General features: G+C 66.6%; 24 protein-coding genes. 8 read left to right on the forward strand and 16 right to left on the reverse strand.

Annotated elements, in window-relative coordinates; genetic code table 11:
- Both BM310_RS16870 and BM310_RS16875 read right to left on the reverse strand, forming a co-directional pair.
- On the reverse strand, window positions 1-563 hold a 563-nt coding region (locus BM310_RS16870; RefSeq protein WP_177232679.1), incomplete at its 3' end, for a helix-hairpin-helix domain-containing protein.
- A gap of 38 nt (window positions 564-601) precedes the next feature.
- On the reverse strand, window positions 602-1,546 hold the full coding sequence (locus BM310_RS16875; protein ID WP_089809952.1) for a hypothetical protein: 945 nt from the start codon (window positions 1,544-1,546) through the stop codon (window positions 602-604).
- Window positions 1,547-1,666: 120 nt separating this feature from the next.
- Between BM310_RS16875 and BM310_RS16880 the strand changes: the two genes are divergently transcribed.
- The 3 genes from BM310_RS16880 to BM310_RS21950 are packed head-to-tail and all read left to right on the forward strand — an operon-like array spanning window position 1,667 to window position 3,391.
- The gene (locus BM310_RS16880; RefSeq protein ID WP_089809954.1) at window positions 1,667-2,866 is read left to right on the forward strand and encodes an ABC transporter substrate-binding protein; all 1,200 of its coding nucleotides are present in this window, start codon (window positions 1,667-1,669) and stop codon (window positions 2,864-2,866) included.
- Between the two features lie 27 nt (window positions 2,867-2,893).
- Window positions 2,894-3,145: a 3-keto-5-aminohexanoate cleavage protein gene (locus tag BM310_RS21655; RefSeq protein WP_218156480.1), complete on the forward strand. Its 252-nt coding sequence runs from the start codon at window positions 2,894-2,896 to the stop codon at window positions 3,143-3,145.
- Window positions 3,146-3,391 (forward strand): 3-keto-5-aminohexanoate cleavage protein, encoded by a 246-nt coding sequence (locus BM310_RS21950; protein ID WP_394328072.1) that lies wholly within the window; start codon window positions 3,146-3,148, stop codon window positions 3,389-3,391.
- Window positions 3,392-3,539: 148 nt separating this feature from the next.
- On the opposite strand, the gene BM310_RS16890 is transcribed toward BM310_RS21950, so the two are convergent.
- Together BM310_RS16890 and BM310_RS16895 are read right to left on the reverse strand one after the other, a co-directional pair.
- Window positions 3,540-4,448 (reverse strand): AEC family transporter, encoded by a 909-nt coding sequence (locus tag BM310_RS16890; protein ID WP_089809956.1) that lies wholly within the window; start codon window positions 4,446-4,448, stop codon window positions 3,540-3,542.
- A 234-nt stretch (window positions 4,449-4,682) separates the two neighbouring features.
- Entirely contained in the window at window positions 4,683-5,882 is a 1,200-nt protein-coding gene (locus tag BM310_RS16895) for an iron-containing alcohol dehydrogenase family protein (protein ID WP_089809957.1), read from the reverse strand.
- Window positions 5,883-6,060: 178 nt separating this feature from the next.
- Here BM310_RS16895 and BM310_RS16900 point away from each other — a divergent pair, with 178 nt between their 5' ends.
- Together BM310_RS16900 and BM310_RS16905 are read left to right on the forward strand one after the other, a co-directional pair.
- Window positions 6,061-7,233, forward strand: a complete 1,173-nt coding sequence (locus tag BM310_RS16900; protein ID WP_089809959.1) for a thiolase domain-containing protein — start codon at window positions 6,061-6,063, stop codon at window positions 7,231-7,233.
- On the forward strand, window positions 7,230-8,648 hold the full coding sequence (locus BM310_RS16905) for a zinc ribbon domain-containing protein (RefSeq protein ID WP_089809961.1): 1,419 nt from the start codon (window positions 7,230-7,232) through the stop codon (window positions 8,646-8,648). The genes BM310_RS16900 and BM310_RS16905 overlap by 4 nt, the downstream gene beginning before the upstream one ends.
- Window positions 8,649-8,885: 237 nt before the next feature.
- On the opposite strand, the gene BM310_RS16910 is transcribed toward BM310_RS16905, so the two are convergent.
- Both BM310_RS16910 and BM310_RS16915 read right to left on the reverse strand, forming a co-directional pair.
- A complete protein-coding gene (locus BM310_RS16910) occupies window positions 8,886-9,617 on the reverse strand; it encodes a sugar phosphate isomerase/epimerase family protein (RefSeq protein WP_089809963.1) in 732 nt (243 codons plus the stop codon).
- A gap of 91 nt (window positions 9,618-9,708) precedes the next feature.
- Window positions 9,709-10,911 (reverse strand): AGE family epimerase/isomerase, encoded by a 1,203-nt coding sequence (locus BM310_RS16915; protein WP_089809965.1) that lies wholly within the window; start codon window positions 10,909-10,911, stop codon window positions 9,709-9,711.
- A gap of 112 nt (window positions 10,912-11,023) precedes the next feature.
- On the opposite strand from BM310_RS16915, the gene gfo6 reads away from it, so the two are divergent.
- Complete coding sequence (gene gfo6, locus BM310_RS16920) at window positions 11,024-12,112, forward strand: D-xylose 1-dehydrogenase Gfo6 (protein WP_089809967.1); 1,089 nt, start codon at window positions 11,024-11,026, stop codon at window positions 12,110-12,112.
- A 13-nt stretch (window positions 12,113-12,125) separates the two neighbouring features.
- Here the strand turns inward: gfo6 and BM310_RS16925 are convergent, their stop codons facing one another.
- The 6 genes from BM310_RS16925 to BM310_RS16945 all read right to left on the reverse strand — a co-directional run bounded on the left by BM310_RS16925 (window position 12,126) and on the right by BM310_RS16945 (window position 18,309).
- Complete coding sequence (locus tag BM310_RS16925) at window positions 12,126-12,473, reverse strand: hypothetical protein (RefSeq protein ID WP_089809969.1); 348 nt, start codon at window positions 12,471-12,473, stop codon at window positions 12,126-12,128.
- Window positions 12,474-12,611: 138 nt separating this feature from the next.
- Complete coding sequence (locus BM310_RS16930; RefSeq protein ID WP_089809971.1) at window positions 12,612-13,604, reverse strand: aldo/keto reductase; 993 nt, start codon at window positions 13,602-13,604, stop codon at window positions 12,612-12,614.
- Between the two features lie 611 nt (window positions 13,605-14,215).
- Window positions 14,216-14,386 (reverse strand): hypothetical protein, encoded by a 171-nt coding sequence (locus BM310_RS21530; protein ID WP_177232680.1) that lies wholly within the window; start codon window positions 14,384-14,386, stop codon window positions 14,216-14,218.
- 221 nt (window positions 14,387-14,607) lie between these two features.
- A complete protein-coding gene (locus BM310_RS16935) occupies window positions 14,608-16,308 on the reverse strand; it encodes a flavin-containing monooxygenase (protein ID WP_089809973.1) in 1,701 nt (566 codons plus the stop codon).
- A gap of 153 nt (window positions 16,309-16,461) precedes the next feature.
- Window positions 16,462-17,427, reverse strand: coding sequence for an alpha/beta hydrolase (locus BM310_RS16940; RefSeq protein WP_089809975.1), 966 nt, complete (start codon window positions 17,425-17,427; stop codon window positions 16,462-16,464).
- Window positions 17,428-17,538: 111 nt separating this feature from the next.
- On the reverse strand, window positions 17,539-18,309 hold the full coding sequence (locus tag BM310_RS16945; RefSeq protein WP_177232681.1) for an IclR family transcriptional regulator: 771 nt from the start codon (window positions 18,307-18,309) through the stop codon (window positions 17,539-17,541).
- Between the two features lie 1,247 nt (window positions 18,310-19,556).
- Between BM310_RS16945 and BM310_RS16950 the strand changes: the two genes are divergently transcribed.
- The gene (locus BM310_RS16950) at window positions 19,557-19,931 is read left to right on the forward strand and encodes a rhodanese-like domain-containing protein (RefSeq protein WP_089809980.1); all 375 of its coding nucleotides are present in this window, start codon (window positions 19,557-19,559) and stop codon (window positions 19,929-19,931) included.
- Between the two features lie 79 nt (window positions 19,932-20,010).
- On the opposite strand, the gene BM310_RS16955 is transcribed toward BM310_RS16950, so the two are convergent.
- Genes BM310_RS16955 through BM310_RS16970 form a run of 4 tightly spaced genes read right to left on the reverse strand, consistent with a single transcriptional unit; the run spans window position 20,011 to window position 25,616 of the window.
- Window positions 20,011-20,952: an isocitrate lyase/PEP mutase family protein gene (locus BM310_RS16955; RefSeq protein WP_089809982.1), complete on the reverse strand. Its 942-nt coding sequence runs from the start codon at window positions 20,950-20,952 to the stop codon at window positions 20,011-20,013.
- 60 nt (window positions 20,953-21,012) lie between these two features.
- Window positions 21,013-21,678: an isochorismatase family protein gene (locus tag BM310_RS16960; RefSeq protein ID WP_089809985.1), complete on the reverse strand. Its 666-nt coding sequence runs from the start codon at window positions 21,676-21,678 to the stop codon at window positions 21,013-21,015.
- A gap of 21 nt (window positions 21,679-21,699) precedes the next feature.
- Entirely contained in the window at window positions 21,700-23,556 is a 1,857-nt protein-coding gene (locus tag BM310_RS16965) for a hydantoinase B/oxoprolinase family protein (protein ID WP_089809986.1), read from the reverse strand.
- Complete coding sequence (locus tag BM310_RS16970) at window positions 23,553-25,616, reverse strand: hydantoinase/oxoprolinase family protein (protein WP_089809989.1); 2,064 nt, start codon at window positions 25,614-25,616, stop codon at window positions 23,553-23,555. The genes BM310_RS16965 and BM310_RS16970 overlap by 4 nt, the downstream gene beginning before the upstream one ends.
- Before the next feature lie 154 nt (window positions 25,617-25,770).
- On the opposite strand from BM310_RS16970, the gene BM310_RS16975 reads away from it, so the two are divergent.
- On the forward strand, window positions 25,771-26,433 hold the full coding sequence (locus BM310_RS16975) for a helix-turn-helix domain-containing protein (protein ID WP_089809991.1): 663 nt from the start codon (window positions 25,771-25,773) through the stop codon (window positions 26,431-26,433).
- Window positions 26,434-26,925 lie beyond the last annotated feature (492 nt).

Raw genomic sequence — 26,925 nt, forward strand, 5'->3', positions numbered from 1 at the left:
GTTTCGCCTTCGTCAGCTTCCTCGTCGGTTTCGCCTTCGTCAGCTTCCTCGTCGGTTTCGCCTTCGTCAGCTTCCTCGTCGGTTTCGCCTTCGTCGTCTTCGACGGTTTCGACCTCTTCGTCCACGTCCTCGTCGGCCTCCTCGCTCGCCGTGTCGTCCGACTTCAGTCGCGCCTGTTCGACCCACTCGGCCGCCTGTTCGTCGTTCGCGCCCGTCTCCTCGACGAGCGTCTCGGGGTCCGCGCCAGCGAGGTCCTCGACCGACGCGTAGCCCGCGCTCCGGAGCCGTTTCGCGTACGTCGAACCCAATCCGGGTAGTTGCATCAGTGGGTCGTCGAACCCGTCGTCGTCGGCCGTCTGCCCTCCCTCCGTGAGGTCGCGCGCCCGTTCGGTCGGGAGGACGAACCGCACCTCGTCCGCGGAGACGAACCCGAACACCCGGTTCTTCTTCAGGTCCTCGGTCAGGAGGACGCCGCTCTCTATCGCTTTGAAGTTCGTACAGCCGATGGTCGTGCCGTCCCGACAGACGACGGTCAGCCGCGACTCGGAGTCGTCGTCGCTCATGGGCGACTGTTCGTGCGGCGACGGCCTGTCTCTTTGGGCTAGGACTCGGCGTCGTCCACGTACAACGCGTACCGGTACAGTTCGCCGTCGTACCAGAGCAATCGCCCGTTCGCGAACTCGTCGACCCCGCCCAGACCGAGTCTGTCGAGGAGCGCGTCGTACGACTTCGAGAGCGGCGTCGTCTCCTCGTAGCCGCCCCGCCCGACGGCCGTTTCGAGCGTCTCCCGAACCCCGGACGAGAGGTCGGCCGAGTCGAGTTCGGCGTCGATTCGCGACCCGAACACCACCTCGCGGAACGCCGCGCGCGAGTCGGCGACGGCGACGGCCACGAGAGTGTACGCCGTCTCGACTATCTCGGTTCGGGTCGTCCGAATCCGGTACAGCCACGGCCCGTCCGTTTTCATCGTGACGACCCGCCCGTCGAACTCGCCCGCGGCGAGAGCGCTCTCGCGTTCGGCGGGGCGGCGGAGGACGTACGCGTCGCCGCGCAGGAGTTCGGCGCTCCCGCCCTCGCCTCCCGTCTGCGCGTTGCTGTGGAGTATCTTCACCACGCGTGCCGCCGGCCGTTCGAGCGAGTCGACGGGAATCGCGTCGTCGGACGCCGCCTCCCTGTCGATTGGCTCTGCTCGTACGAGCGTCCGTTCCATCCGTTCCCGGCCGGTGACGACGGACTCCGTCTGGTAGTACGTTCCCCCGTGTTCGACGTACAGGTCCGCGGAGACCGGTCGATAGCCGTGCGTGGTGTGTCGACCCTCCGGCAGGACGGCGTCGAGTGCGGTGCGGGCCGGGTCCCCGAACAGTTCGTCGTCGCTCGGTTCGTACAGCGCGTGTTCGACGGGCGACGCCGAGATTCGCTCGACGTCGAGACCGTACGTCCGAGACTCGTCGTCGCCGTCCCCGAAGACGGCGGACGTACATCCGGCGACCGATGCGAGCGTCGTCGCGGCGGCGGCACGGAGGACGCGGCGGCGGTGGAGGGCCATAGCGACCGGTCGGTACGCCGACGTTTCAACCTGTCTGTCGCGTCCTCGCTCCCGGTATTCCGACTGATTAGGTCTACCTAAAACCGAAACCGCTTTATCGATTTAGGCGAGCCGAAAAATATGGCACGAGACTCGAAGTTCGGACAGTCGCGGCGGCGGTTCCTCCGGGCCGGCGCGGGCATCGTCGGCCTCGGTGCGTTCGCCGGTTGTACGGGCCAGAGCGACGGCGCATCGACCGAGACAGAGTCCGGCGACCGGTCGGCGACGGCGTCGGAGACGACGGCCGACCCGACGGCGACGGAGTCGGAGACGGCGACGGCGTCCGCCGAACCGTACGAGGTGTCGATGGAACCGGTGGGGACGGTGACGTTCGACGAGGTGCCGGAGACGTGGGTCCCGTACACGGGCGACTACGCCGACATGGGCGTCGCACTCGGGCAGGCGGAGGGTCTGTCGGCGATCGGCGTCCGCGCCCGGTTCGGCGCGCACCTGTACGACGAACTCGACGGCGTCTCCGTCGCCACGGACGAACTCACGCAACTGTGGCAGGACGGCACGGGCAAGGAGGTGTTCTACGAACTCGACGCGGACGTCCACCTCGTCGACCCTAACTTCATGGTCAACCGACTCCAGTGGAGTCGGGCCGACGTGGAGGAGATAACGTCGAACGTCGCACCGTTCGTCGGCAACACGGTGTTCACGCGGGTGTACGACTGGCACGACTACTCGTACTACTCGCTGTACGAGGCGTTCGAGAAGGTCGCGCAGGTGTTCCAGCAACGGGAGCGCTACGAGGCGTTCCGCGCGTACCACGACGACGTCCTCGCGGACCTGCAGTCTCGCCTCCCCGCCGAGACGCCGGCCGTCGCCGTCCTCTATCCGGCGGGCGTCCCGCCAGAGTCGTTCTACCCGTACCTCGTCGGCGACGGGACGCAGTCGAAGCACTGGCGGGACCTGAACGTCGGCGACGCACTGGCGAAGCACGACGTCACGGACGCGCAGGCGGGCGGCGGCACCATCGACTACGAGACGCTCCTCGAAATCGACCCCGACGCGCTGGCTATCCGGTTACAGGGCGAAATCACCCCGACGTACTTCGACGAGAAGATACGCTCGCACCTGGAGAGTCACGACGTCGCCAGCCAACTCACCGCGGTCCAGAACGACCGGGTCGTCTACGGCGGCCTGACGTACCAGGGGCCCATCATCCATCTGTTCCAACTCGAACGGGCGGCGCAAGGGCTCTACCCGGATGCGTTCGGCGGCGAGGAACTGTTCGACCGCGGGCGAGTCAGCGACATCGTGACCGGCGACTTCTGACCCGTTTCCGTTCGACCCCACCCCGAGGTGGCCTCCCTCGACACGGGACCGCTGAACCGCTACGACCGCCTGACCGGCGAGAACACGCGCGCTCTCGGCGACGACCCGTCCGACGAGATACGAGAACGGAGAATCGAGCCCGAGTTGGAGGTGTTCAACAACGGCCACCTGAACGAGGTGTACGGTCTCCTCGAACGCCGCGACCTCGCCGACCCCGCATACGCCACTCTCATCTTCGGTCCGGGGACACTGACGCACCCTCGTCACAGAACTTTTTGAATACGATGGGCGACGTACCATACGGGACGACGTTCGACACGCTCGGGTTCGGTCGGCACCGACTCCCGTTGGAATCATGTCGATAGATACGTCGGTTCTGGCCTCGAAGACGACGTCTACTACCGATGCGGCGAGTTGGCCGCGTCGAACGCGCCGTTGGTCGAACGAGTCGCCCGACTCGCCGAGACGTGGGGGAGACCGGTCGCGAGCACGTCTCAGGCGCGAGATGTCCTCGGTTCGAGCTGATTCGCTCTCGTGCGGGGTACTCCTCGGGAACGGTGTCGACGCGGAGCGAGGCGTCGGCTCTCCGGGGACTCGACTGTCCAATAATTATGTCCGGAACGCCTCGAACGCGGGTCGGTTCGAGGCGGGCGTCGCTCCCCGCGATGGCACCTCACCCGACGAACTGGAGGACGAGGAGAATCGTCCCGACGGACGCCACCGTCGTCGCGAACACGTTGACCGAGGCGAGGTTCGCGTCGCCGCCGAGTTCGGTCGCGTAGATGAACGTGGAGACGGCCGTCGGCATCGCCAGCATCAGGACGCCCGCGCGTGTCGTCGAGAGATCCGCCGAGAGCAGGGAGAACGCGACGAGTGCCGCGGCGGGCATCACCAGCATCTTGAGGAGGACGACGGTGCCGACGGTGGAGAGGTCGGCCGACTCTCGGTCTATCGACAGCGACGCGCCGACGGCGAGGAGGGCGACGGGGAGGGCGAGGTCACCGACTGCGACGAGGGCCGACGAGACTGCGCCGGGGACGGCGACGTCGAGAGCGGCGGCGAGGAGTCCGGCGACGAGTGCCGCGACGACGGGGTTCGTGAGGAAGCCCCGGAGTTCGCGCGTGAGGTTCGCCTCCGAATCGTTGACGAACGCGAGAACCGCGACGCTCAACGGCACCTGCGTCAGGGCGCCGACGCCGAGGACGAGACTCGCTTTGGCGGCGACCACGTCGCCGAACGCCACCGCCGCGATGGGCAGTCCGAGGAAGCCGAGGTTGCAGTGGTACGACTGTACGACGGCGACGCTCCGAACTCCGGGCGTCGACTCCCGTCGATGGACGACCCACGCCAGGCCGGCCATCGAGAGCAGGACGGCCCAGAACCCGACGACGAGGCGGGGTTCCAGCACCTCCCGAAGCGGTTGGGAGGCCGTCGAGGTGAACACCAGAGCGGGGAGGGCGACGTAGAAGGCGAATCGAGTGAGATAGGTCGCGCGGGCGTCGTTCAACACCCCGACGTATCGGCCGGCGAACCCGACGCACAGCACTCCGAGCAGATAGACGAGATTGGAGACGACGCCCATACGGCCACGTCGGCGTTCCCCCCATTTGAGGGTACGTTCCGCGGCAACAGACGGCCGGTTACGGCGGGTGTCGCTCCCCCACCGCGCACCGCTCCGGACCCGACAGAACCGCAAAGGCGGTTTTGCTATCTTTGTTTCTTTGCTATCTTTGCTCTCTTTTCCATACTTCCCATCTCGGAACGGGGCTGTCGCGCCACCCCTCCGCGGATACGCCCCGAACAGGCCCGTGAGGGCTCAGTACGCCTCTCGCAGGACCTCGACGACGTCCGCCACCGTCGGGTCGAGTCCCGGCGGAGCGTTGGCGACGAACGAGTCCGAGACGACGGCCTCCGCCACCGCCTCGAACTCGTCGGGTTCGGGGCCGTCCACGTCGCGGAGGCGGGTGGGCAACGAGAGTGCGTCGCGGACGGCCGCGACGCGTTCGACGACGGCGGCCGCGGGGTCGGAGGCATCGCCGACGCCGAGTGCGTCCGCGAGTCGGTCGCGTCGGCCGTCCACCTCGTCGAACACGTACCGCAGGACGTGCGGGGCGACGACGCCGTGTGCGGCCCCTTGCTGCACGTCGTACGTGCGCGTCAGTCCGTGGCCGAAGGCGTGGAGTATCGAGAGCATCGTCCCGTCGGGTCGCGAGACGCCGTACTGGACGAGCATCGTCCCCTCGACGACGGGGTCGAGGACGACGTCGTCCACCTGTTCGGTGCCGAGTCGCCGGAGACCGGACGCCAGGAGTTCCAGACCGCGGGCGGCCGTCGCGTCGGTCACCGGCGTCCTGTTCCGCGCGTACAGCGCCTCGATTCCCTTGTCGAACCCGTTCATCGCCGACGCCGCGAGGACGCGGTTCGGCGTCGTCGCGAACAGGCGGGAGTCGTAGACGACCGCCGCGGGCATCAGGCGCGGGTCCGAGACGCCGCCGTTCGCGGGGTCCGCGACGAGGCCGGACGCCGGCGACGCCGTCACGCCCGCGCCGTTCGAAATCTCCGCGCCGGCCAGCGTCGTCGGTACGGCGACGACGGGGAGAAGCGGCTCCGAGGGGGGCGAAATCGTGCCCGTCTCGGCGAGTTCTCGGCCCACCGTCTCGGGGTCCCTGTCGTCGGCCGAGAGGAGGCTGACGACCTTCGCCACGTCGAGACTGCTGCCGCCGCCGAGACTGACAAGCACGTCCGCGTCGTTGCGGCGCGCGGCCGCGAGGCCGTCGTACGCCGTGGCGAGACGTTTCTCGGGCGTCGTCTCCGCGAAGACGCCCACCAGCCTGTCACCCAGTCCCGACTCGACCGGGTCGACCACCGCGGGCGTCCGACCGACGGTCGACCCGCAGACGACGAGTGCGCGTTCGAAGCCGTGTTCGGCCAGTTCCGCGCCGAGGTCGGCCGCCGCACCGCTTCCTGACCTGAGCACCGGCGCGTCGAACTCGAACCGGAACCGGTCGTCGCTCATCTCGCCCGCCCTCCGTCGTCGGCGCGTCGATTGGTTCGCATGGTTTCTCTCGGACCTCCGGACGGGTATGGTTTTTCGGACGCGGAGGTCGCCTGGTAACACAGGGTAACCGCACGTGCGGCGACGCGCCGCCTCGACGGCAGAACGTATTTTATCGACCGCGCAGAACCCACTCAGCATGCCAGACGCGTACATCGTCGGCGCGGGTCAGACCGAGTTCGGGACGTTTCCGTCCGAGAGTTACCGGACGCTGTTCGCGGAGGCGTTCGAGGCGGCGGTAGAGAGCGTCGACGGGCCGATTGACGCCGGCGACGTCGACGAGGCAGTCGTCGGAACGCTGGGCGTCGGCGGCCGACAACTCGGGCTGTCGGCCCCGGCGGTGACGGAGCACGTCGGCCTGCACAACGTCCCCAGCACGCGCGTCGAGAACGCCTGCGCGGCGGGCGGGTTCGCCGTCAGGCAGGCCGTCCAGGCCATCGAGAGCGGGATAGCCGACGTCGTCCTCGCGGGCGGCGTCGAGGTGATGTCCGACATGAGCGGCGACGCGACGAAGTACTGGCTCGGCGTCAGCGGCGAGACGGAGTGGGAGCGACTCACCGGGACGACGTTCTCGGGCGTCTACGCCCAGATGGCCAGCGCCTACCTCGACCGGTACGACGCGACGACGGAGGACCTCTCGCGCGTGGCGGTGAAGAACCACGCGAACGGCGCGAAGAACCCGAAGGCGCACCTCGACTTCGCCTGTTCGCTGGCGGACGCGACGGACGCGCCGACGGTGGCGGACCCGCTGAACCTCTATCACTGCTGTCCGACCTCCGACGGGGCCGCCGCCGTCCTCCTCGCGAGCGGAGACGTGGTCGGGGAGTACACGGACGAACGGGTTCGCGTCGCGGGCGTCGGCGCCGCCAGCGACCGGGTCGGACTCGCCGACCGCGACTCGTACACGGCCATCTCCGCCTCGAAAGAGGCCGGTACGCGGGCCTACGAGATGGCCGGCGTCGGACCGGCGGACCTCGACTTCGCCGAGGTGCACGACTGCTTCGCCATCGCCGAACTCGTCGCCTACGAGGACCTCGGCTTCTGCGACCCCGGCGAGGGGGCGACGCTCCTCCGCGAGGGCGTCACCGACCCCGGCGGTGACCTGCCGGTGAACACCTCGGGCGGCCTGAAGTCGAAGGGGCACCCCATCGGCGCGACGGGCACCGGCCAACTGGTCGAGGCGTTCGACCAACTGACGGGGAACGCGGGCGAACGGCAACTGGACGACCCGACGTACGGACTCGCCCACAACGTCGGCGGAAGCGGCGGTGCCACCGTCGTCCACGTCCTCGAACGGGAGGCGGCGCGATGACGCTCCGACTCGCGGGCGTCGGCGCGTACGCGCCGCGGAACTACGTCACCGCGGAGACGATACGCGAGGCGTGGGGGCGGTTCGACGGTGCGGGCATCCGGCAGAAGTCCGTGACGGGTGCGGACGAAGACACGCTGACGATGGCCTACGAGGCCGCCCGACGTGCGCTCTCGGCGGCCGGGACGGACCCGGGTGCGGTCACGTCGCTCGTCTTCGGCACGACCACGCCGCCGACCGAGGTGGAGTCGGCGACGGCCAGACTGGTCTCGTTCCTCGGTCTCGCGGCGGACGCGACGACGACGCAACTCGCCGGGAGCGCGAACGTCGGCGTCGAAGCGGTCACGCTCGGACTCGACGCCGGTGACGGCGAGACGGTGCTCGTCGTCGCCAGCGACGCTCCTCGCGGTGCCCCCGACGGCGACGTCGAACACGGGGCGGGCGCGGGCGCGGCGGCAGTCGTCCTCACCGCCGACGGCGCGGGCGCGGTCACGGACCGGGCGACGCACACCGCGACGTACCCGGGAACGCGGTTCAGACCGGCCGGCGAGAGCGAGACGCGGGCGCTCGGCGTCACCCAGTACGACCGGCGGGCGTACCGCGAGACGGTCGGCGGAAGCGTCGCCGGACTCGACGCGGACCCGGACCCGGACGCCGCGGCCCTCGGCGGTCCGGACGGGGACCTGCCGTACCGCGCGGCGGACGAGGTTGGCCTCGAACCCGAGACGATTCGGGCGGGGGCGACCGTCCACGAACTCGGCGACGCGGGCGCGGCGACGCCGCTTCTCGGACTGGCGAACGCGCTCGACGGCGGCGCGTCGCGCGTCCTCGTCGTCGGCTACGGCGCGGGAAGCGAGTCGACGGCCGTCCTCGTCGACGGCGACGTTCCGACCGCGTCGGCGACCGAGGGGACCGTCGAACGCTCCTACGCCGAGTACCTCCGCCTCCGCGGCGTCGTGACTCCGGGCGAACCCGAGGGCGGCGGCGCGTACGTCAGCGTCCCGAGTTGGCGGCGGACGCTCCCCCAGCGACACCGTCTCGTCGCCGGCCGATGCCGGAACTGCGGGTCGCTCTCGTTCCCGCCGTCGGGCGCGTGTTCGTCCTGCGGCACGCGCGATAGCTACGCCGAGGTCACCCTCCCCGGCACCGGCACCGTCGAGGCGGCGACGGTCATCGGACAGGGCGGGGCACCGCCGGAGTTCGTCGAGCAACAGGCTCGCGACGGGGCGTACGTCAGCGCCGTCGTCGCCCTCGACGGGCCGGACGGCGGCACGGTCAGCGCGCCGATGCAGGTGGTCGAGACGGACGGGAAACCGGGCGTCGGCGACGAACTGACCGCGACCGTCCGACGCGTCTACACGCAGGAGGGCGTCACGCGGTACGGAGTCAAGATGCTCCCCGTCGACGCCGAACGGTAGTCGCGGGTCCGGACGATACCACTCGCCCGTCGTTCATCGACCCGACGCTGGGCCACGAGAACAGTCTACGTTCGTCCGCCACTCGACCGGTGGTGAACCTGCCACTGAGCTTCACAGCTATAGTATCGTAATGACCGACGCGCGCGACGGTGGCCGCGCTGATACCCGCCTGCCGTTCGTCGGTCGTTCGAGGCGAGGAGATAGTGGTTCCGGCCGACTTCGGCGCTCGCCGCGCTGCTACCAGTACGTTTCGGCAATCTCGGCGGCGTGGTCGAGCGTCTCGTAGGAGTCCGGACGCTCCTCAGCCTCGTATATCAGCCAGTCGAAGCCGTGGTCGCGGACCGTCGAAACGGTCTCCTCGACGTCGATGTCTCCCTCGCCGACTTCGGCGGGTTCGCCCGTCTCGGCGTGGTAATCCTTCAGGTGGACCAGACGTATCCGGTCGGCGTGGTCGTCGAGGTACGAGAGCGGGTCGTAGCCGGCGGCGCCGACCCACCCGAGGTCCAGTTCGAAGGAGACGTCTTCCGTCGCCTCCATCAGGCGCGTCAGAGCCGGTTCGCCGTCGAGGTCCGTGAACTCCTGGTCGTGGTTGTGGTAGTGCAGAGAGAGGTCGTACTCCGCGAGGTCCTCGGCGACGGCGTTCAGGCGCGCGCCCGCCGCTTCGACGGACGCTCGGTCCTCGAACTCCTCGGGCTCGAACCACGGCACGACGACGTTCTCACAGCCGAGTGCGCCGTACGTCTCCGCGACGGCTTCGGCGTTCGCCTCCAGTTCCTCGATGCCGACGTGCGCCCCCGCGAGTTCGAGCCCCGTCCGTTCGAGGGCGTCACCGACGTCCTCGGGGTCTGCATCACCGAGTCCGGCGAGTTCGACGCCGTCGAACCCCGTCTCGCCGACCCGTTCGACGACGGTCGGGAGTGGGTCGTCTATCGCGTGAACGCTGTACAGTTGGAACGCGAACGATGTCATAGTCGACGTTCGACGGTTCGGCTGATAAGTGTCGGTGAACGACCAAGGGTTGCCGACTCTCGGGCGGGAGGCTCCGAACGGGAACCGGAGGTCAGACGGCGTCCAGCGACTCCAGCACCTCGTAGCAGGCGTTGACGTGATGGTAGCCGCTCTTGACCTTCGGGGTCTCGTCGATGCTCGGGTGAATCGCTCCGTCGGGCGTGAGCCGTTCGTAGCGGATGCCGAGCGAGCGGTTCGTCGCGTACTCGTGCAGGTAGTCGTGGATTCGGTCGTACCAGCTCCAGTAGCGGTCGTCGCCCGTCGTCGCGCCCAGTCGCGCCGCCGCGCCCAGTCCCTCCTCCAGCGCCCACGTGTACTTCGCGTCCACGATGGGTTCGCCCTCCCGGTCGATGGTGTAGTAGAAGCCGCCGCGTTCGTCGTCCCAGCCGTCGGTGACGGAGGCGTCGAAGAAGCGCTCGGCCCTGTCGAGGTACCAGCCGGCGTCGTCGTGGTGGTGCAGGCGGACGAGCAGTTTCGCCCACTCCAGCATGTGACCCGGTTGGTAGCCCCACGGGCGGAACAGGTCGGCCTTCTCGTCGCGGTTGTACTCCCAGTCAACCTCCCAGTCGGACGTGAAGTGTTCGCAGAGCAGTCCGTCAGCTTCGTCCGGTTTGTCCCGCGCGATGGTCTCTGCGACCGTCGCCGCCCGCGAGCGGTATCGTTCCTCGCCGGTGGCCTCGTAGGCGGCAAGCAACGCCTCGGTGGCGTGCATGTTCGCGTTCTGTCCCCGGTAGTCCGGTTCGGCGGGTTCCCAGTCGGCCGTCCGGTTGCTGGCGAACGCCCCGTGTTCGGCCTCCCAGAACCGCTCGTCGAGGATGTCGAACGTCTCTCCGATGCGGTCCGCCACGTCGCCGATGCCGGCGCGCGTGGCCGTTGCGTACGCGAGGAGGACGAACGCGTGGCCGTACGTCGACCGCGTCTCGTCGGTCGGTTCTCGCCCCTCGAACAGCCACGCGTAGCCGTCCCGTTCCTCGTCGTAGGCGACGTTTCGGAGGTACGAGAGGCCGTGTTCGGCGGCCGGTTCGCACCACACCGGGCCGTCGAGGAGTTCGCCGACGCTGAATGCGAAGACGAAGCGCGCGGTGGGGACGAGGTGCTTCGTCCGCGAGTCGTAGATGGCGCCGTCGCGGTCGCTCACCTGTGCGACGTAGCCGCCGAAGTGGGTGTCCACCGATCGCTCTCGGTGAAACTGGAGGGCGTCGATGGCGTCTCGACGGAGCCACTCGGGCGACCGGAACGGGGTCTGGTCGTTCATAGCCGTCCATCTTCGCCGCCGTGGAAAAAGCCACCGACGCCTCGCGGTTCGGTCGGTGACCGTCACCGACGCTCCCACTACACTTTTGCTCGTTCCGCTGAACTGCCGTACCATGACAGTAGACGAGTTCCTGCGAGGTGTCACCGCGCGCGACTGGGAGCGGCTGGAGTCGGGAACGCTCCGTCTGGCGATGGTCGGCCTCGGCTGGTGGACGCGCGAGCAGGCGATACCCGCCGTCGCGGATTCGAAGTTCTGCGAGACCACCGTCCTCGTCAGCAGTAGCCACGAGAAGGGCGACGAGGTGGCCGAGGACGTGCCGCACGTCGAGGCGACGCTCACTTACGAGGAGTTCCAGGCCGGCGAGGCCACCGACGCGTACGACGCCGTCTACATCTGCACGCCGAACGCGCTTCACCTACCCCACGCCGAGGCGGCGGCCGACCACGGCAAGGCGATTCTCTGCGAGAAACCGGTCGAGGCGACGCGGGAACGCGCCGAGGAACTGGTCGCGGCCGCCGAGGACGTCCCCCTGATGGTCGCCTACCGGATGCAGACCGACCCGGGCGTCCGGCGGATGCGCGAACTCGTCGCCGACGGCGCCATCGGCGCGCCCGTCGCCGTCCACGGCCACATGGGTCAGCAGATGCTCGACGTGGTGTCCGGCGACCCCGACCAGTGGCGACTCGACCCCGAACTCGCGGGTTACGGCGCGACGGTGATGGACCTCGGCATCTACCCGCTGAACACCGCCCGGTTCGTCCTCGACGCGGACCCCGTGAGCGTGACCGCGCAGATGCACTCGGAGAACGAGGCGTTCCGGAAGGTGCCCGACCAGCACGCCACGTTCACGATTCGGTTCGACGACGACACGTACGCCGCCTGCACGGCCAGCCAGCACGCTCACCAGTCGGGCCACCTGCGCGTCGTCGGCACCGAGGGCGAACTGATACTCGAACCGACGTTCCTCGGCGAGTCGCCGCAGACGCTGACGCTCCGGACCGACGGCAAGGAGATGGTGGTCGACGACGGCCGTCGGGACGTGTTCGGCGACGAGATGACCGAGGAGTTCGACTACTTCGCCGACCGGGTGATTCGCGGCGAACCGCTCTCGCCCGACGGCGAACACGCGCTGGTCGACATGCGGACGCTCGCCGCCATCTACGAGGCGGCGGAGACGGGCGAGGAGGCTTCGGTCGAGTAGGGGGTCCGCGCGCTCACGCGTCCGCGCCCTGCCGTTCGAGGATGTCGACGAGCATGTTCGCGAACTCCACCGTCCGCGTCGGGAGGCCGTACCGGTCCGTCTCCATGTCGTACTCGCGGAGTTCCGACACCGCCTCCGCGGTGTGGCCGAGCGTCGTCGCCGCTTCGCGTACGTCCACCTCCAGTACGCCCTCGTCCGTCTCCAACCACGGCTGTCTCCGTTGTCGCTCGTCGTACTCGATGGTGTACGTCTCGCCGCCGACTGCGTCCACGACGTCGTCGACCCGACCCACCTCGAGTCGGTCGTCGCCGCCGCGCAGAAACAGCGTCTCGTTCTCCGTCTCGGGTTCGTAGCGTATCACTTTCCGGGCTATCCCGCTCGCGTGCTAATAGTAGTGTCGCCGCGAGTGCTAGCCCCCCTCGTCGTGGGGTCGGCCAACGTCCGGAACCGAAGTCGTTCGGCGGGCGACTCTTCGTCTTCGACACCGCCGTCCGACGAGTCACCAGCGGTGGTGAACGTGCTCGCGGACGTGTTCTTCGTAGGCGTCCAGAACGGCGCCGTGCGTCTGGTGCGACAGGGCGTCGAAGTCGGCCGCCGCCGCGTTCTCCGCGACGTGGTCCGACGACGTCGAACCCGGGATGACCGTCGAGACGGCGTCGTGGTCGAGTATCCAGCGGAGCGTGAACTGCGCCATCGTCATCTCCTCGGGGACGTGCGGCCGAAGCGCGTCCACCGCGTCGACGCCCGCGTCGAACGGGACGCCGGCGAACGTCTCGCCGCCTTTCGTCCCGACGCCCGCGTCGACTCCGCCCTCGATAGCGGCCGCGCGGTGGTCGTCCTCGTCGAACTCGGTCGTCTCGTCGAACGCCCCCGCGAGGAGGCCGGACGCGAGCGGAACGCGGACGATGAGGCCGACGTCGCGACGCTTCGCCTCCTCGAACAGTCGCTCTCGGGGGCGGAGTCTGAGCGGGTTGAAGATGAGTTGGACGGACTCGACGACGTCGTACTCGATGGCCTTGAGTCCCTCCTCGACGAGTTCGACGCTCACGCCCGCGTGGTCGATGAGTCCCTCCTCGCGGAGTTCGGTGAGTGCGTCGAACACGTCGGGGTCGTAGAACGCGCTCGTGTCCGGGCAGTGAAGTTGGACGAGGTCGAGGCTGTCGACGCCCAGACGGTCGAGCGACCCCTCGACGGACTCGCGGAGGCCCGCCATCGAGTGCCCACCGTCCGGGTCGGGTGCCGCCTTCGTCACCACGTCGATGTCGTCCGCGTCGTCGCGTTCGGCGAGTACCTCCCCGATGAGTCGTTCCGCACGCCCGTCGCCGTACACCTCCGCCGTATCGACGAACGTGATTCCCTCGTCTAACGCGGTGTGAATCGCCGCTCGAATCTGGTCGTCGCTCACGTCGCCCCAGACGGGGCCGACGTTCCACGTCCCGAGGCCGACCGCCGTGGCGTCGATACTCGTACTGCCGAGTGGTCGTGTCTCCATACCGTACGTCCGGCCCAATCCGGTAAAATACTGTGGGTAACGGCGACGTGCCGGGCCGCGGGCGGGTACGACTGGCGGTCACGTCCGCGACCGTAGACCTTCACCCGAACGGAACGGTCGACGTTACAGCCGTAACTCCGTAACGCAGAGTGGCCACGACCGTCTGCGGAGCGACCGCACCTCGGATACTCTCGCGACCGACCGGAGCAAGCGGCCGACCGCTGGCGTTCCCCCGGACTTCGATGGGCATTGTGCACCCATTGAGTAACAAACGCTCTATTCGTATTTTTGAATCTCGACTACTTACTTCCAAATAGCTCTAACCGACACAGATCACTCGAATAACTCGGAAAGCACGACTAGAAGGGTCCGAATCCGACTACTATAGATACACTCACCCGTATCGGACACTCGACTTCGTTTGGACCGTCGGCCACGTTCTGCGACGGGACCAGATGGAGCGTCGGAGCGTCGGCGACTGTCGCGACTGAGTGGGTTGAGTGAGGAGAGACGGACGACTATCCGGCCGGATGTCCGCTACACCGTCTGTTCGTCGCGCCGATTCGCCTCGACCACGCTCGTTCGTCGGCGCAGTTCGGAGTCGCGGGTGGCTACCCCCTGCACCGTCGACAGTGGTTGGTGTTCTTCGAGAGGCCGATGGACTGACAGCCCGTGCACGTCACCTCACCGCAGTCCGCGCACACGAAGCCGCTGTCGCTCTGAGCGACTGTCACTCCGTCCTCGACGACTGTACTCCCACAGACGTGGCACGTCTGTACCATACCTCTCTCTTTCACAATAATATAGTATAAATCTTACTCAGAATACAAGTGGATTCAGCTGCCGATAGACGGCGCTCTCGAAGCGATTCCCGACTCGCCGAGAGCGTCGGCGAGGGGAGGTAGACCGGTGCCGGACGGTGACCTCTACGACATCGGTCGGGTCTTGTCCGATGGGTCCCGCAGTTCACGGGTTCGTCCGTGAGTGGACGCCGCCCGCCGTGTCAGTCGCCCTTCATGACGCTGAGTTGCGGTTGCTCGCCTTCTCGACCCAACTGCTGGACCGACTCGGTTAGCTCGAAGCCCTCGTAGCCCTTCTCGGCCACTTCGAGGATGGTGTCGTGGTAGAGGTCGACGCCGCCGGGGTACGGGGTGAACACCGTCGGCTTGTCCGGGATGTTCTCGTTCATGTACCAGGAATCGACGGTCGTGTACAGCGTCGATTCGGCCACCTGACGGTTGTGAGTCGTCCACGCCTCCTCGGCCGCCTTCGTCGGTTCGATGAGTTGGATGTCGTTGTCGACGAGATGCTCGATGGTGTCCGAGACCCACTCGACGTGGTGCTCTATCGACACCGGCATGTTGCTGAGCACCGACGGACTCTGCGGCCCCGTGATGGTGAACATGTTCGGGAAGCCGTGGAGCGTCAGTCCGAGGTACGTCTGCGGACCGTCCTCCCACTTCTCTTCGAGCGTCAGTCCGTCGCGCCCTTCGATATCCATCTGCAAGAGCGTCCCCGTCATCGCGTCGAAGCCGGTGGCGTAGATTATCATGTCGAAGTCGTGGTGGCCATCGGCGGTCTGGACGCCGTCGGGCGTGATTCGCTCTATCGGGTTCTCCGTGACGTCCACGAGACTCACGTTGTCCCTGTTGTACGTCTCGTAGTAGTCGGTGTGGAGGGGCGGTCGCTTCGTCGCGTAGTAGTGGTCCTTCGGGGCGAGTTTCTCGGCCAGTTCCGGGTCGTCGACCGTCTCGCGGATCTTGCCGCGGAGGAACTCGGACACCTTCTCGTTGGTCTCCTCGTTGACCAACAGGTCCTCGAAGGCGAGCAGGAACCTGAAACCGCCCTCCTGCCAGCGCGGCTCCAACGCCTCTTCGACTTCCTCCATCGTCATGTCCGCCGCCGTCTCTTGTCCCACCTCGAACGGGAACCCGAACCCCGAGTCGTGTGCGCGTTGGAGGATTTCGTCGTAGTTCGACTGTATCAGTTCCCAGTCGTCGTCGTCGAGCGGTCGGTTGCGCGCGGGGACGGCGTAGTTCGGCGTCCGCTGGAACACGGTCAGATGCTCGGGGTCGGACTTCGCGACTTCCGGAATCACCTGGATACCGGTCGCCCCCGTGCCGATTACCGCGACGCGCTTACCCTCGAAGTCGACGGGTTCGTGCGGCCACTTCCCCGTGTGCGTCCAGAACCCCTCGAACGATTCGATGCCCTCGAAGTCCGGGATGTAGGGCTCGGAGAGGCAGCCGACGGCGGTGACGAAGAACTGCGAGGAGACGGTCTCTCCGTCGTCGGTGCTGATGCGCCACGTGCCGGAGTCCTCGTCGAACGCCGCCGAGGTCACCTCCGTCTCGAACTCGATGTTCCGCCGCAGGTCCAGTTCGTCAGCGGCGAATCGGAGGTACTCCAGCACCTCCGGCTGTTCGGGATAGCGTTCGCTCCACTCCCAGTTCTGCAGGATGTCCTCGTTGAACGAGTAGCAGTAGATGTGACTCTCGCTGTCGCACCGAGCGCCGGGATACCGGTTCCAGTACCACGTGCCGCCCACGTCGTCTGCCTTCTCGATGACCTTGACCGACAGTCCCAGTTCGTCTCGGAGTCGGTGGAGTTCGTACAGCCCCGAGAACCCAGCCCCGACGATGATCGCGTCGTAGTCTGTCCCCGCTGTAGCCCCAACACTATCGTGTGAGGTAGTCTCTGACATGGTATTACCCGATTGTTCATGTGTAAGTCTGAAGTCATAAATCTACCGGTAGGTCCTCTCGGTTCGGTCCGGCTACTCGGTGACCGACGCGGGCGTCGACTGTCGGTCTGGGATACGACCGTCGCCCTCGAAAAAGCGGGACTGGTGCGGTCCCTACTCGAACGTCGCCGTCAGGTCGGCGGCCACGTCGTCTATCAGTTCGCGGGACCGGGTCAGGTCCATCGGTTCGACCAGGAACTGGGCGATGCCGTGGATGGCGTCGTCGTAGTTGATGTGGTTGACCGAGACGCCCGCCTCCTCCAGTCGGTGAGCGTACGCCGCCCCCTCGTCGCGGAGGGGGTCGAACCCGCAGGTGAGAACCGTCGCCGGCGGGAGTCCCTCCAGATTCTTGGCCTGAAGCGGCGAGGCGTACGGGTTCTTCCCGTCCACGTCGGACTCGAGGTAGTGGTCCCAGAACCACTCCATGTCCTCCTTCGAGAGCAGGTACCCCGCCCCGTTCTCTTCGTACGACTCGGTGTCGAACGAGTGGTCGGTGACCGGATAGATGAGCACCTGTCGGTCGATGTCCGGGCCCCCGCGGTCACGGGCCATCAACGCCAGTGCGGCGGCCAGGTTGCCACCGGCCGAGTCACCGGCGACGGCGACGTTGTCCGTGTCCACCTGCATCGTCTGCGCGTCGTCGAACACCCACTCGAGGGCGGTGTAGCAGTCTTCCAGCGGTGTCGGGAACGTGTGTTCCGGCGAGAGTCGGTAGTCGACCGACACCACCATCGCGTCCGTCGCGTTCGTTATCGCCCGACAGGTCTCGTCGTGCGTGTCGACGTCGCCGAGTACCCAGCCCCCGCCGTGGACGTACACCACCGTCGGGTACGGCCCTTGTCCCTCGGGAACGTAGACGCGCACCGGGACGCCTTCGTCGCCGAGATGCAGGTCCATGACGTCACCCACCGGTTCGGGCTCGTCGGGGTCCGGGAACATGTGTTTCATCAACTGACGCGCTCCCGTCGGCGACAGCGACGAGAACGACGGCGCCGGCGCGGCACCCATCTGTTCCAACAGGCCGGCGATTTCGGGATGCGGTTCCTCAGCGGCAGTGGCTTCTGGTTGTTCCAGCGACATCACTGTGTCATGTCATCCTCTCACATGATAAGCTTAATGATTTATCACACGAGTGGGGCGGTGGAACGGAACCGCTCCGACGGGCGAACCGACGCTTCGGGGGGTGGCGGATCACCAGTTGGAGTACAGGTCGTCGAAGTCGTACCGTGAGAGGCGGTGTTCGACCTCTTTGACCGTCTGGACGAGCAAGTTCGGCAGTTCCCGATTCGCTCGGCGTTCGTCCAGTCGGTGCAGGACCGTGCTGATGAGGAGGGACCCGTAGATTTCGTCGCCCACTTTCACCGGCGCGGCAACGGCCCAGATGTTCTCGTGACTCTGTCCCTCGTCCACCGCTAGTCCCCTCTCTCGGATGTCTTCGAGTTCGGTCTCCAGTCGTTCGGTCGTCTCGGAATCGAGGCCGTTGCCGGAGAGAATCTCGCGACGGTCCGATTCGGGCATCTGCGCGAGTATCACCTTTCCCTGCGGCACCTTCCCGAGGTGGAACGGTTCCCCGAGGAACGGCGGGGGCACGTGAACGGCGTGGTGACTGTTCGCCTCGTGTATCATCACGGCGTGTACCCCCTCCTTGACGAACACCGAGATGTACTCGTCGATGACCTTCGAGAGAACGTCGATGGGTTCGGTGGCGGCGTGCATGATGGGGTAGGAGTTCCGCACGGCGCGTCCCTTCTGCAGGAACTTGAGGGTGAGTCTGTATCGCCCGTCGTTTCTGATGACGTACCCCCACTCCTCCAGTGTCCTGAGGTAGTTGTAGACGCTACTGGCGGAGAGTCCCACGTGGGCCGTGAGTTCCGAACAGGTCGGCTGGTCGAGTTGCTCTATCTTTTCGATAATGGTGAACACGTTCTCGGCAGTTTTTATATTCTTGTATTGTTGTGACATACCATAGACACGCCGCTCTATCCGCAAAAGCATTGTGCACGAACGTTCGTCAACGTTTTAGGGCACTCTCGAGGCGGCGACAACCGACTCGAACGGGTGATCCCACGCACTCCGTCTCGTTCGACGGCCTGCACGCTTCCGGTCGCCGTTCGTGCGGCGACGTGGCCGCAGTCGTTCGTTTCACACTCGCGTTCCGGTTCTCTCCCGTAGCTATTTTTCCGTTCGGCGAAACGTCTAATTATGCGTGTACGGAGGTGCGTCTCCACGAGTCAGCCATTCTGCACCACGATCCCGAACCGCGAATTTTGGAATTAAACTACCTGACCGTACCACTGTGATTTCTGAACTGAGCCGACCGACCGAACTGGCACCCGAAGCGAGATGGCCTCCCATCCCTTCGAATACGACGTTCCAGAATTAGTTGAAAAATGGTTATATAAATCTATTGAATGTAGTGGTTCGGTCTCACGCACGCCGAGCGTCGGGACCTCGGTTCCGGTGAGTGGACCGACTGCCGCCTGTGAAGGGGAGGGATGCGCGGGTGAAAGCATTACACACCTACTATCGTAACGTCATCCGACGTCTAACGGGCGGTTGTCGGACTTCGGGGAGACACGCCGAGGAGGCGCCGACCGGGCCGTCGAGGTTCGGTGTCGCCTCCGTGGCCGGACTGGTCGACGGCGTTCTCGACGCGAACTGAGATTCGCCGCTTACGACCGGAAGAACGGCCCACGGTAATCTTAAGTATTTGTACGAATCTCGATTCGGACCCACGAGACGAGCGGACGAGAGAGCGCGACGACTGCGGGTACTTCTCTCGCTGGAGGCACCTCACGCTGTCCCGGAACGAGGCATCTGAGCACGCTCGAACTCGGTTCGTGCGCATCGACCGCGAGTTCGTCCTTCGAGAGCTCTCTCGCAGTGAAGACGCGGGATGTGCGTGGCTCTCGTGCGTTTTGAACCCTGTAACACGTCCCTAAGCGAATCTGCAGTCCGCTCTCGTTCTCTCTCGACTGTAGCGAACACGAGACGGCGCCGAGTGACGCCGACTCGGACTAAAGTACGATTATTTCTATTCGACACGTCGGGCGACGACGGTCGCAAGGAGACGCCGGTGGCCGGTCTCTCGAAGGGGTCTTTCCAGTACGAACGGCGTTCGGAGCGGCACCGTTCGGCGTGTGTTCCGCGAACGCCGTCGACAACGTCAAAACGGTGCGATTTTGTGCGCCGAGCGCGCTATTACCTCCGTGAGCAGTATCCGTCCGAACGAACTGGACGAGCGCATCCGCTCGGGGACGAGAGACGAACCGTTCCTGCTCGACATCCGCCCGGAGTCCGATTTCCGAGCGAATTCTATCGAGGAGAGCCGGAACGTCCCCGTCTACGACGAGTTGCGACAGGGCGACGAATCCGCGCTTCGCGACCGACTCGGAGAGATTCCGACGGACAGAGACGTGGTCGTCGTCTGCAAGATGGGAGTGGTCGCGAAGCGAGCGACCAGTCTGCTCGCGGACGAGGGGTACGACGCGGTGACGCTCCGGGGCGGGATGAGCGGGTGGACCGGCTATCAGAACGACTCGCTGAGTTACAGGTTGCGGTCGGTCCTGTGGGACCTCTTCTAGCGAGGTGCCATTCGCGGCGAGAACGGACCGCCCCCGAGAGTCGGCCGGTCGGTACCGGTCCGCTATCGGCGCGTTCGGCTCACTCGACGTCGTCGCCGAGTGACCCCTCGTACTTCTCCTGTTCCTCGTCGGGGAGGTACGCCCGTTCCCACTCGACGACTTCGGGGAAGCCGGAGAACTCGTGGAGACTCCCGACCGGCGTCTCGTTGAACGCGTCGTCGATGTCGCGCATCGCCGCGACGGGGTCGTCGGCGAAGGCGCTGAGGTCGGCGTAGGCGTTGGCGATGGTCGAGAGCGTCGCGGCGATGGGGAACAGCACCACGTCGAAGCCCCAGTCTTCGAGCGACGACAGGTCGACGTACGGCGAGGAGCCGAGGTCGCCGACGAAGTTGTACACGAGCGGTCCGTCCACCGCGTCGCCGATGCGCCTGAGTTCGGCCTCGTCGGTCGGTCCTTCGACGAACGCCACGTCGGCACCGGCGTCGAGGAAGGCGTTGACGCGGCCGATGGCCTCGTCCAGCGACCCGCCGCCGGTCCCGCGGGCGTCGGTGCGGGCGATGAGGACGAACTCCTCGCCGCGTTCGTCGCGCGTGTCGGCCGCGGCCGCTATCTTCCCGACCGCCTCCTCCCGCGGTATCACCTGTCGCCCTTTCGTGTGTCCACAGCGCTTGGGGAACGTCTGGTCCTCGATGTGGATGCCGCCGACGCCGGCCTTGATGTACTCGCGGACGGTCCGGACGACGTTCGTCGCGTTACCGTAGCCGTTGTCGGCGTCGGCGATCAACGGGACGCCGATGCGTTCCTGGATGTTCGCGGCGTTGTCTATCATCTCCGGCATCGTGATGAAACCGGCGTCGGGGTAGCCGATCTTCGACAGCGACGTGCCGTAGCCGGTCATGTAGATGGTCTCGAAGCCGACGGCGTCGGCGACGGCGGCCGTGAGCGGGTCGTGGACGCCGGGGCAGACCAGCATCCCGTCGCTGTCGAGGTGGTCGCGGAGTGCGGCACCGTACTCGGTCATGGCCGCTCACAGGGGAGACGCGGGCTAGTCGGTTTCGATACGGTCGGGTCTGCGGGTTCGTCAGTCATTGGTAGAGAGGTGTTCGAGGACGGCGTCGGTCGCGACGACGTCGCCGTACTTCGCGTCGATGTCGAACAGGTTGGCGCGGTGCGGTCCCTCGGCGCGGTCACCGACCGCGTCTGCGGGGACGACGGTGCGGTAGCCGTGCTGGAGGCTGTCGACCGCCGTCGCGCGGACGCATCCGCTCGTCGTCACGCCCGTGATGACGAGCGTGTCCACCCCGTTCGTCGTCAGTTCGGTCTGCAGGTCCGTGCCGAAGAAGGCGCTCGCGTACTTCTTCAGGACGACTCGCTCGTCGCCTTCGGGCGCGACCCGGTCGTCGACTTCGACCGCCTCGGTGCCGAGTTTCAGTTCGCGGAGCGCCGGCACCTTCTCGATGAAGCGTCCGGCGTCGCCGTAGGACTCCTCGAAGGCGACGGTGGTGAAGTACCGCGGCAGGTCGTGTTCGCGGAACGCCGCGAGCAGACGAGCCGTCTGCTCCAGCACGTCGGTGACGTCCGAGCCGAGGTCCGTCTCCGGGTCGGTGAAGGCGTTTATCAGGTCGACGACGAGCAGTGCGGGCCGGTCGCCGAGGCCGACGCTCGCGCCGAAGGCCGCGTCGTCGTAGTCGGCGGCTTCGTACTCGGCGTCACCGTCGCCGGCGTTGACGTCGTGTGGACTGTCCATTGTGTGGTGGGCTCGGGTCGTTCAGCTGTGCCGGTTCTCGAACGTCCGGCGTTCCTCGGCGATGCGTTCCGAGAGCGTCTCTTCGTCCGGTAACGGGCCGTAGTCGAACTGCTGTGGGTCGCCGCGGGTCGAGCGAATCTCCGCGCGCCGGTCCTCGGTCGCGGCCTCGTCCACGGTGCCGTCGTCGGCGAGGACGACGCCGTACTCGGTGCGAGCGGCCGACTCGGAGACGAGTCCGCGTTCGACCTCTCCGGCGACGACGTCCGGGTCGCGGTCGAGGGGGTCGCCCAGTCCGCCGCCGCCCGCGGTGCTGAAGACGAGTTTGTCACCGGCCGACACGGCGACGTTCTCGACCTTCGAGGGGAGGTCTTCTTCGGTGCCGTCGGTCCGAATCAGCGTCTTCTCGCTCGTCTGCGCGTGCGTGCCCCCGTCCACGCCCCACGGGTACGTGTGCGCGCGGTCGTCCTGGAACGTGATGGCACCGTCCTCCTCGAACGTGTAGACCTTCGTGATGCCGTGGCCGCCGCGGAACTCGCCCGCGCCGCCGGTGTCGGCGCGCGTGCTGTACTCGTCTATCGTCAGCGGGTAGTACGCCTCCTGGTACTCCGCCGGCACCGTGCGGAACAGCGGCCACCACGAGTGACCGTCGAGGCCGTCGCCGCCGGGACGGGCTGGAATCCCCCCGTAGAGGATCTCCAGCATCTGGAAGTCGTTGCCGTCGGAGTCCGTCCCCGCGTACACGAGGTTCGGCGACGTGCCGTAACTGCCGGCGACCGAGAAGCCGTCGATGAGTTTCGAGAACGTCGCCTGCAGCACGTCGAACTGCCGGGCCATCGTCGGCAGTCGGTTGCCGAGCGGTGCCGGGAACTCCGGTTGCAGCACCGACCCCTCCGGGAGCGTGACCTCGAACAGGTCGTAGTAGCCGTCGTTGAACGTCAACAGCGGGTCGAACGCCATGATGAGGAACACGCCGGTGAACATCTTGAACATCTTCTCGTTCAGGAGGAAGTTCACCGTCCCCGGCACCTGCGCGTCCGTGCCGGTCCAGTCGAGGTAGACCGTGTCGCCCTCGCGGTAGATTTCGAGGTGGAGTTTGATGGGCCCGTTCCCCATGCCGTCGTCGTCCACGTGGTCCTCGAACGTGTACCGCTCGCCCTCGGGAACGAACTCGTGGATGAGGTCTATCATCCCGTCGCGGGTGCGGTCGAGGATGGCGTCGCAGGCTTCGAGATAGGTCTCCTTACCGAACCGGTCGCAGAGTTCCTGTATCCGCGTCTCGGCGGCCTTCGTCCCCGCCGCGAGCGCCTTGATGTCGGCCTCCGCGTGTTCGGGCAGGCGCGTGTTGTGAGCGAACGATTCGAGCAGTTCGCTGTCGATTTCGCCGCGCTTGTAGAGTTTGACCGGCGGGAGGCGCATCCCCTCCTCGAAGATGGTGGTAGCCTGTACGGGCATGCTGCCGGGCGTCTTCCCGCCGACGTCCATCAGGTTCCCCCACTGGCTGGAGAACCCGACGAGGTCGCCGTCGTAGAAGATGGGCCGCAACAGGAGCATGTCCGGCGTGTGCGAGACGGCGCCGGCGCACATGTAGGGGTCGTTGGTGGCTATCACGTCGCCGTCTTCGAGGTCCTCGCGGTCGAACGGCGAGTTCGTGAGGATGGTGTCGATGGCGGACCCGAACTGGCCCATCACCATCCGCCCCTGCGCGTCCGCGATGAGTGGGAACTGGTCGGACTGTTCGCGGATGACGGGGCTGATGGCCGTCGTCTCCAGCACGCGGTCCATCTCGTAGCGGACGTTCGAGAGCGTGCTCTCGATGATGTCGAGGGTGGTCTGGTCGACGTCGTGGTCGCCGACGAACTCTGGTGGTGCGTCGCTCATTGGCTCTCTCCTCTGGTGATTTCGATGTTGGCGTAGCGGTCGATGGTCGCGACGTGGTCCGGTTGCAGGACGACGGTCGAGTCGTCGTCGGTGACGATGGCCGGGCCGACGAGTTCGTTGCCCGGTCGGAGTTCGCCGCGGTCGTAGATGGTCGTCTCGCGGTACTCGTCGTCGAAGTACACCTCGCTCGTGCCGAGTTCGGCGTCGCTCGGGTCGGCACCGGTGAGCGCGTGTTCCTCGATGGTGACGCCCTGCAGGGTCCCCTTGCCGACGACGCGGAGGTTCGCGATTTCGAGGGGCGCGTCGAGCGAGAACCCGAACTGGCGGTCGTGCCGGGCCTCGAAGTCGTCCTTTATCTCCGCGAGTCCGCTCTCGCCGCGGAGGTTCTCGACGGTCACCGGAATCGACATCTGGATGTCCTGCCGGAAGTACCGGCAGTCGGCGAAGTAGTCGAACGCGTGGTCTCCCTCGGGGACGCCCTCGGAGGTGAGCCACTCGCTCGCCTCGGCTTCGAGCGCTCGGAGTTCGTCGTGGATGTCCCCGCCGTCGACGTCCTCCTCCGTCTCCAGATAGGTCTCCGCGAACTCGTTCTGGATGTCGGACGTGAGGAAGCCGAACGCGGACATGACGCCCGGTCCCGGCGGGACGACGAGGGGGTACGCGCCCATCACGTCCGCCAGCGCGTTGGCGTGCATCGGCCCGGCGCCGCCGAACGCGACGAGGCCGAACTCCCGCGGGTCGTAGCCGCGTTCGACCGAGACGACCCGGAGCGCGCTGTGCATGTTCTCGTTGACGATGTCGAGGATGGCCTGTGCGGCCTCCTCGACGCTCGTATCTCGCTCCTCGGCGATCGTCGCGACGGCCTCGTGGGCCGCCTCTCGGTCGAGTGCCATCCGGCCGCCGAGTTGGACCGACTCCGGGATGCGGCCGAGGACGACGTTCGCGTCCGTCACCGTCGGTTCCTCGCCGCCCTGCCCGTAACACGCCGGTCCCGGGTCGGCACCGGCGCTCTCCGGGCCGACCTGGAGCGACCCGTTCAACTGGACCCGGGCGATGGACCCGCCGCCGGCACCCACCGTGTTGACGTCCACGGACCGGGACGTGAACTCCCGGTAGCCGACCTTCGTCTGCCGCGTCGTCTCCGGCGTGCCGGCCTCGACGAGCGACACGTCGGTCGAGGTGCCACCCATGTCGAGCGTCAGCACGTCCGGGACCCCCTTCTTCTCGGCGATGGTCGCCGCGCCGACGACGCCGCCGCTCGGACCCGACAGCGCGAGTTCGACCGGTCGCTCCTTGGCGGCCGCCGTGCTCATCAGTCCGCCGTCGGAGCGGACCACGTTCATCGTCGCCGACGACCCGGCCGCCGCCAGCGAGTCGTCCAGGTCGTCGAGGTAGTCGATGACCGTCGGCCGCGCGTAGTCGTTGATGACCGTCGTCAGCGTCCGCTCGTACTCGCCGTACTCGGGGACGATGTCCGAGGAGATGGACACCGGAAGCTCCGGGGCCTCTTCGGCGACGATTTCGCGGACTCGCTCCTCGTGTGCGGGGTTGAGGTAGGAGTTCAACAGCGCGACGGTCAGCGACTCGACGCCGGCGTCGTCGAGTTCTCGAACGGCCTCCCTGACCGCCGCCTCGTCGAGCGGTTCGGTCTCCTCGCCCGAGGGTGAGGTTATCCGCCCGCCGACGCCGCGCGTGTCCACGAGGTCCGCCAGCGGGTTCGGTTTCTCCATGCCCATCCACCCGTACAGCGGACCGGGCGTCCACGCCCGGGCCAGGTGGAGGATGTCCTCGTGCCCCGTCGTCGTGACGAGTCCGACGCGGGAGCCCGTCTCCTCCAAGAGCATGTTCGTCACGACCGTCGTGCCGTGAAACAGGAGGTCGAGTTCCGAGACGGACGTGCCCGCCTTCTCCGTCGCCTCCTCGACACCGCGTAGCACCCCCTCCGACGGATTCGCGGGTGTCGAGAGCACTTTGTCTATCGTGAGTTCGTGGGTCGATTCGTCGAAGACGATGACGTCCGTAAACGTCCCGCCCACGTCCACGCCGAGATTGTATGTCATATGGTATCGTTCATCGTATCTATCGGCAGATTGGGGAGTAAGGATTTCCCCAACAGCTGTTGGCTGCTTATATGGCCGGATCGGCCGCGTCGGCGCGTCCCCCCTCGTCGCGTAGCTTTTTGTCCGTGGGGAGTGTTGGCACGGGAACCCACAGATGTTCATCGCGACAGTTCACTTCACCCAGCACCGAGAGTGCGTGCTCCGCCGACTCACGGCCGACGTCGAGACGCCGATTCCCATCGAAATCGAGGAGATACAGAACGGGTTCGTGACGTTCGTCCTCCGGGCCGGTCCGCACGCCGACGAGTTCCAGCGAGAACTCGAAGCGACGGACCACGTCGAACACGTCAAGCGCCTCGACGACGACAACCTCCTCGTGACGAAGCCCTCCTGCGGGGCGTACTCGGCCATCTACCAGAACCACGGTACGCTCCGGCGGTCGAACACCGTGTCGGGTCGTCAGCGAGAGTACCACGTCCTCGTCTTCCGGCGGGAAGACCTGAAGGACATTCTCGACGATTTGGCGTCGTTCGGCACCGTCACGCTCGGGAAACTCACGGAGTTCAGAGCCGGCTCCGACTCCCCCCTGACCGAACGGCAGCGCGAAGTCGCGACCGAAGCCCTCGCGCGGGGGTACTACGACTGGCCGCGGAAGATAACGAACGAGGAACTCGCCGCGGAACTGGGAATCAGCCGAGCGACGCTGCACGAACACCTCCGAAAGGCCGAGCGGACGCTGCTGTCGTCCGCACTGACGGATAACGCGAAGCAGACGGACAGTTCCCACGAGTCGGAGCCGCATCGCGGTAGCGTGTAGGCGTGCCGAGCGTTTCGGTCGGTGCCGTTCGTCGAGTACGCGGTGTTCCTGCGACGTGCGGGAACGGTCTGGATGCGTGCGGACTGCTGCTCCTCGGCGCTCGACATCGAACCCACCGGCGGCCGCGACGACTACCTCACGGGCCTCGGAGTCGGCACCGAGGACGTCCACGGACCGTCGAGTGGCGGCGCGTCGACGGCTCTCTCACCCGGTAGTGGCTCGCTCGTTGGAAGTCGAGCTTCCGAGTGTAAGCGCTGTCCGAAGAAACAACACAGAGAACTACAGAACGAGGCTATGTACTAACGAATATATCGAATGAATACTGTATGTGGCTGTTCATGCTCGCTATCGGGGACAAATGGAGTATCAGCTCCGGAAACGGAGGCAGAATTCGCTAATCGACTCGCAGAACGCGGACGGAGCTCGACCGACCGTCCGGGGACTCTGTCGCGGCCCGGGTCGTACCGTGGTCGAAGTCGAACGTCGGACTCG

It is taken from the genome of Halogeometricum rufum, assembly GCF_900112175.1.
GTDB classification, from domain to species: domain Archaea; phylum Halobacteriota; class Halobacteria; order Halobacteriales; family Haloferacaceae; genus Halogeometricum; species Halogeometricum rufum.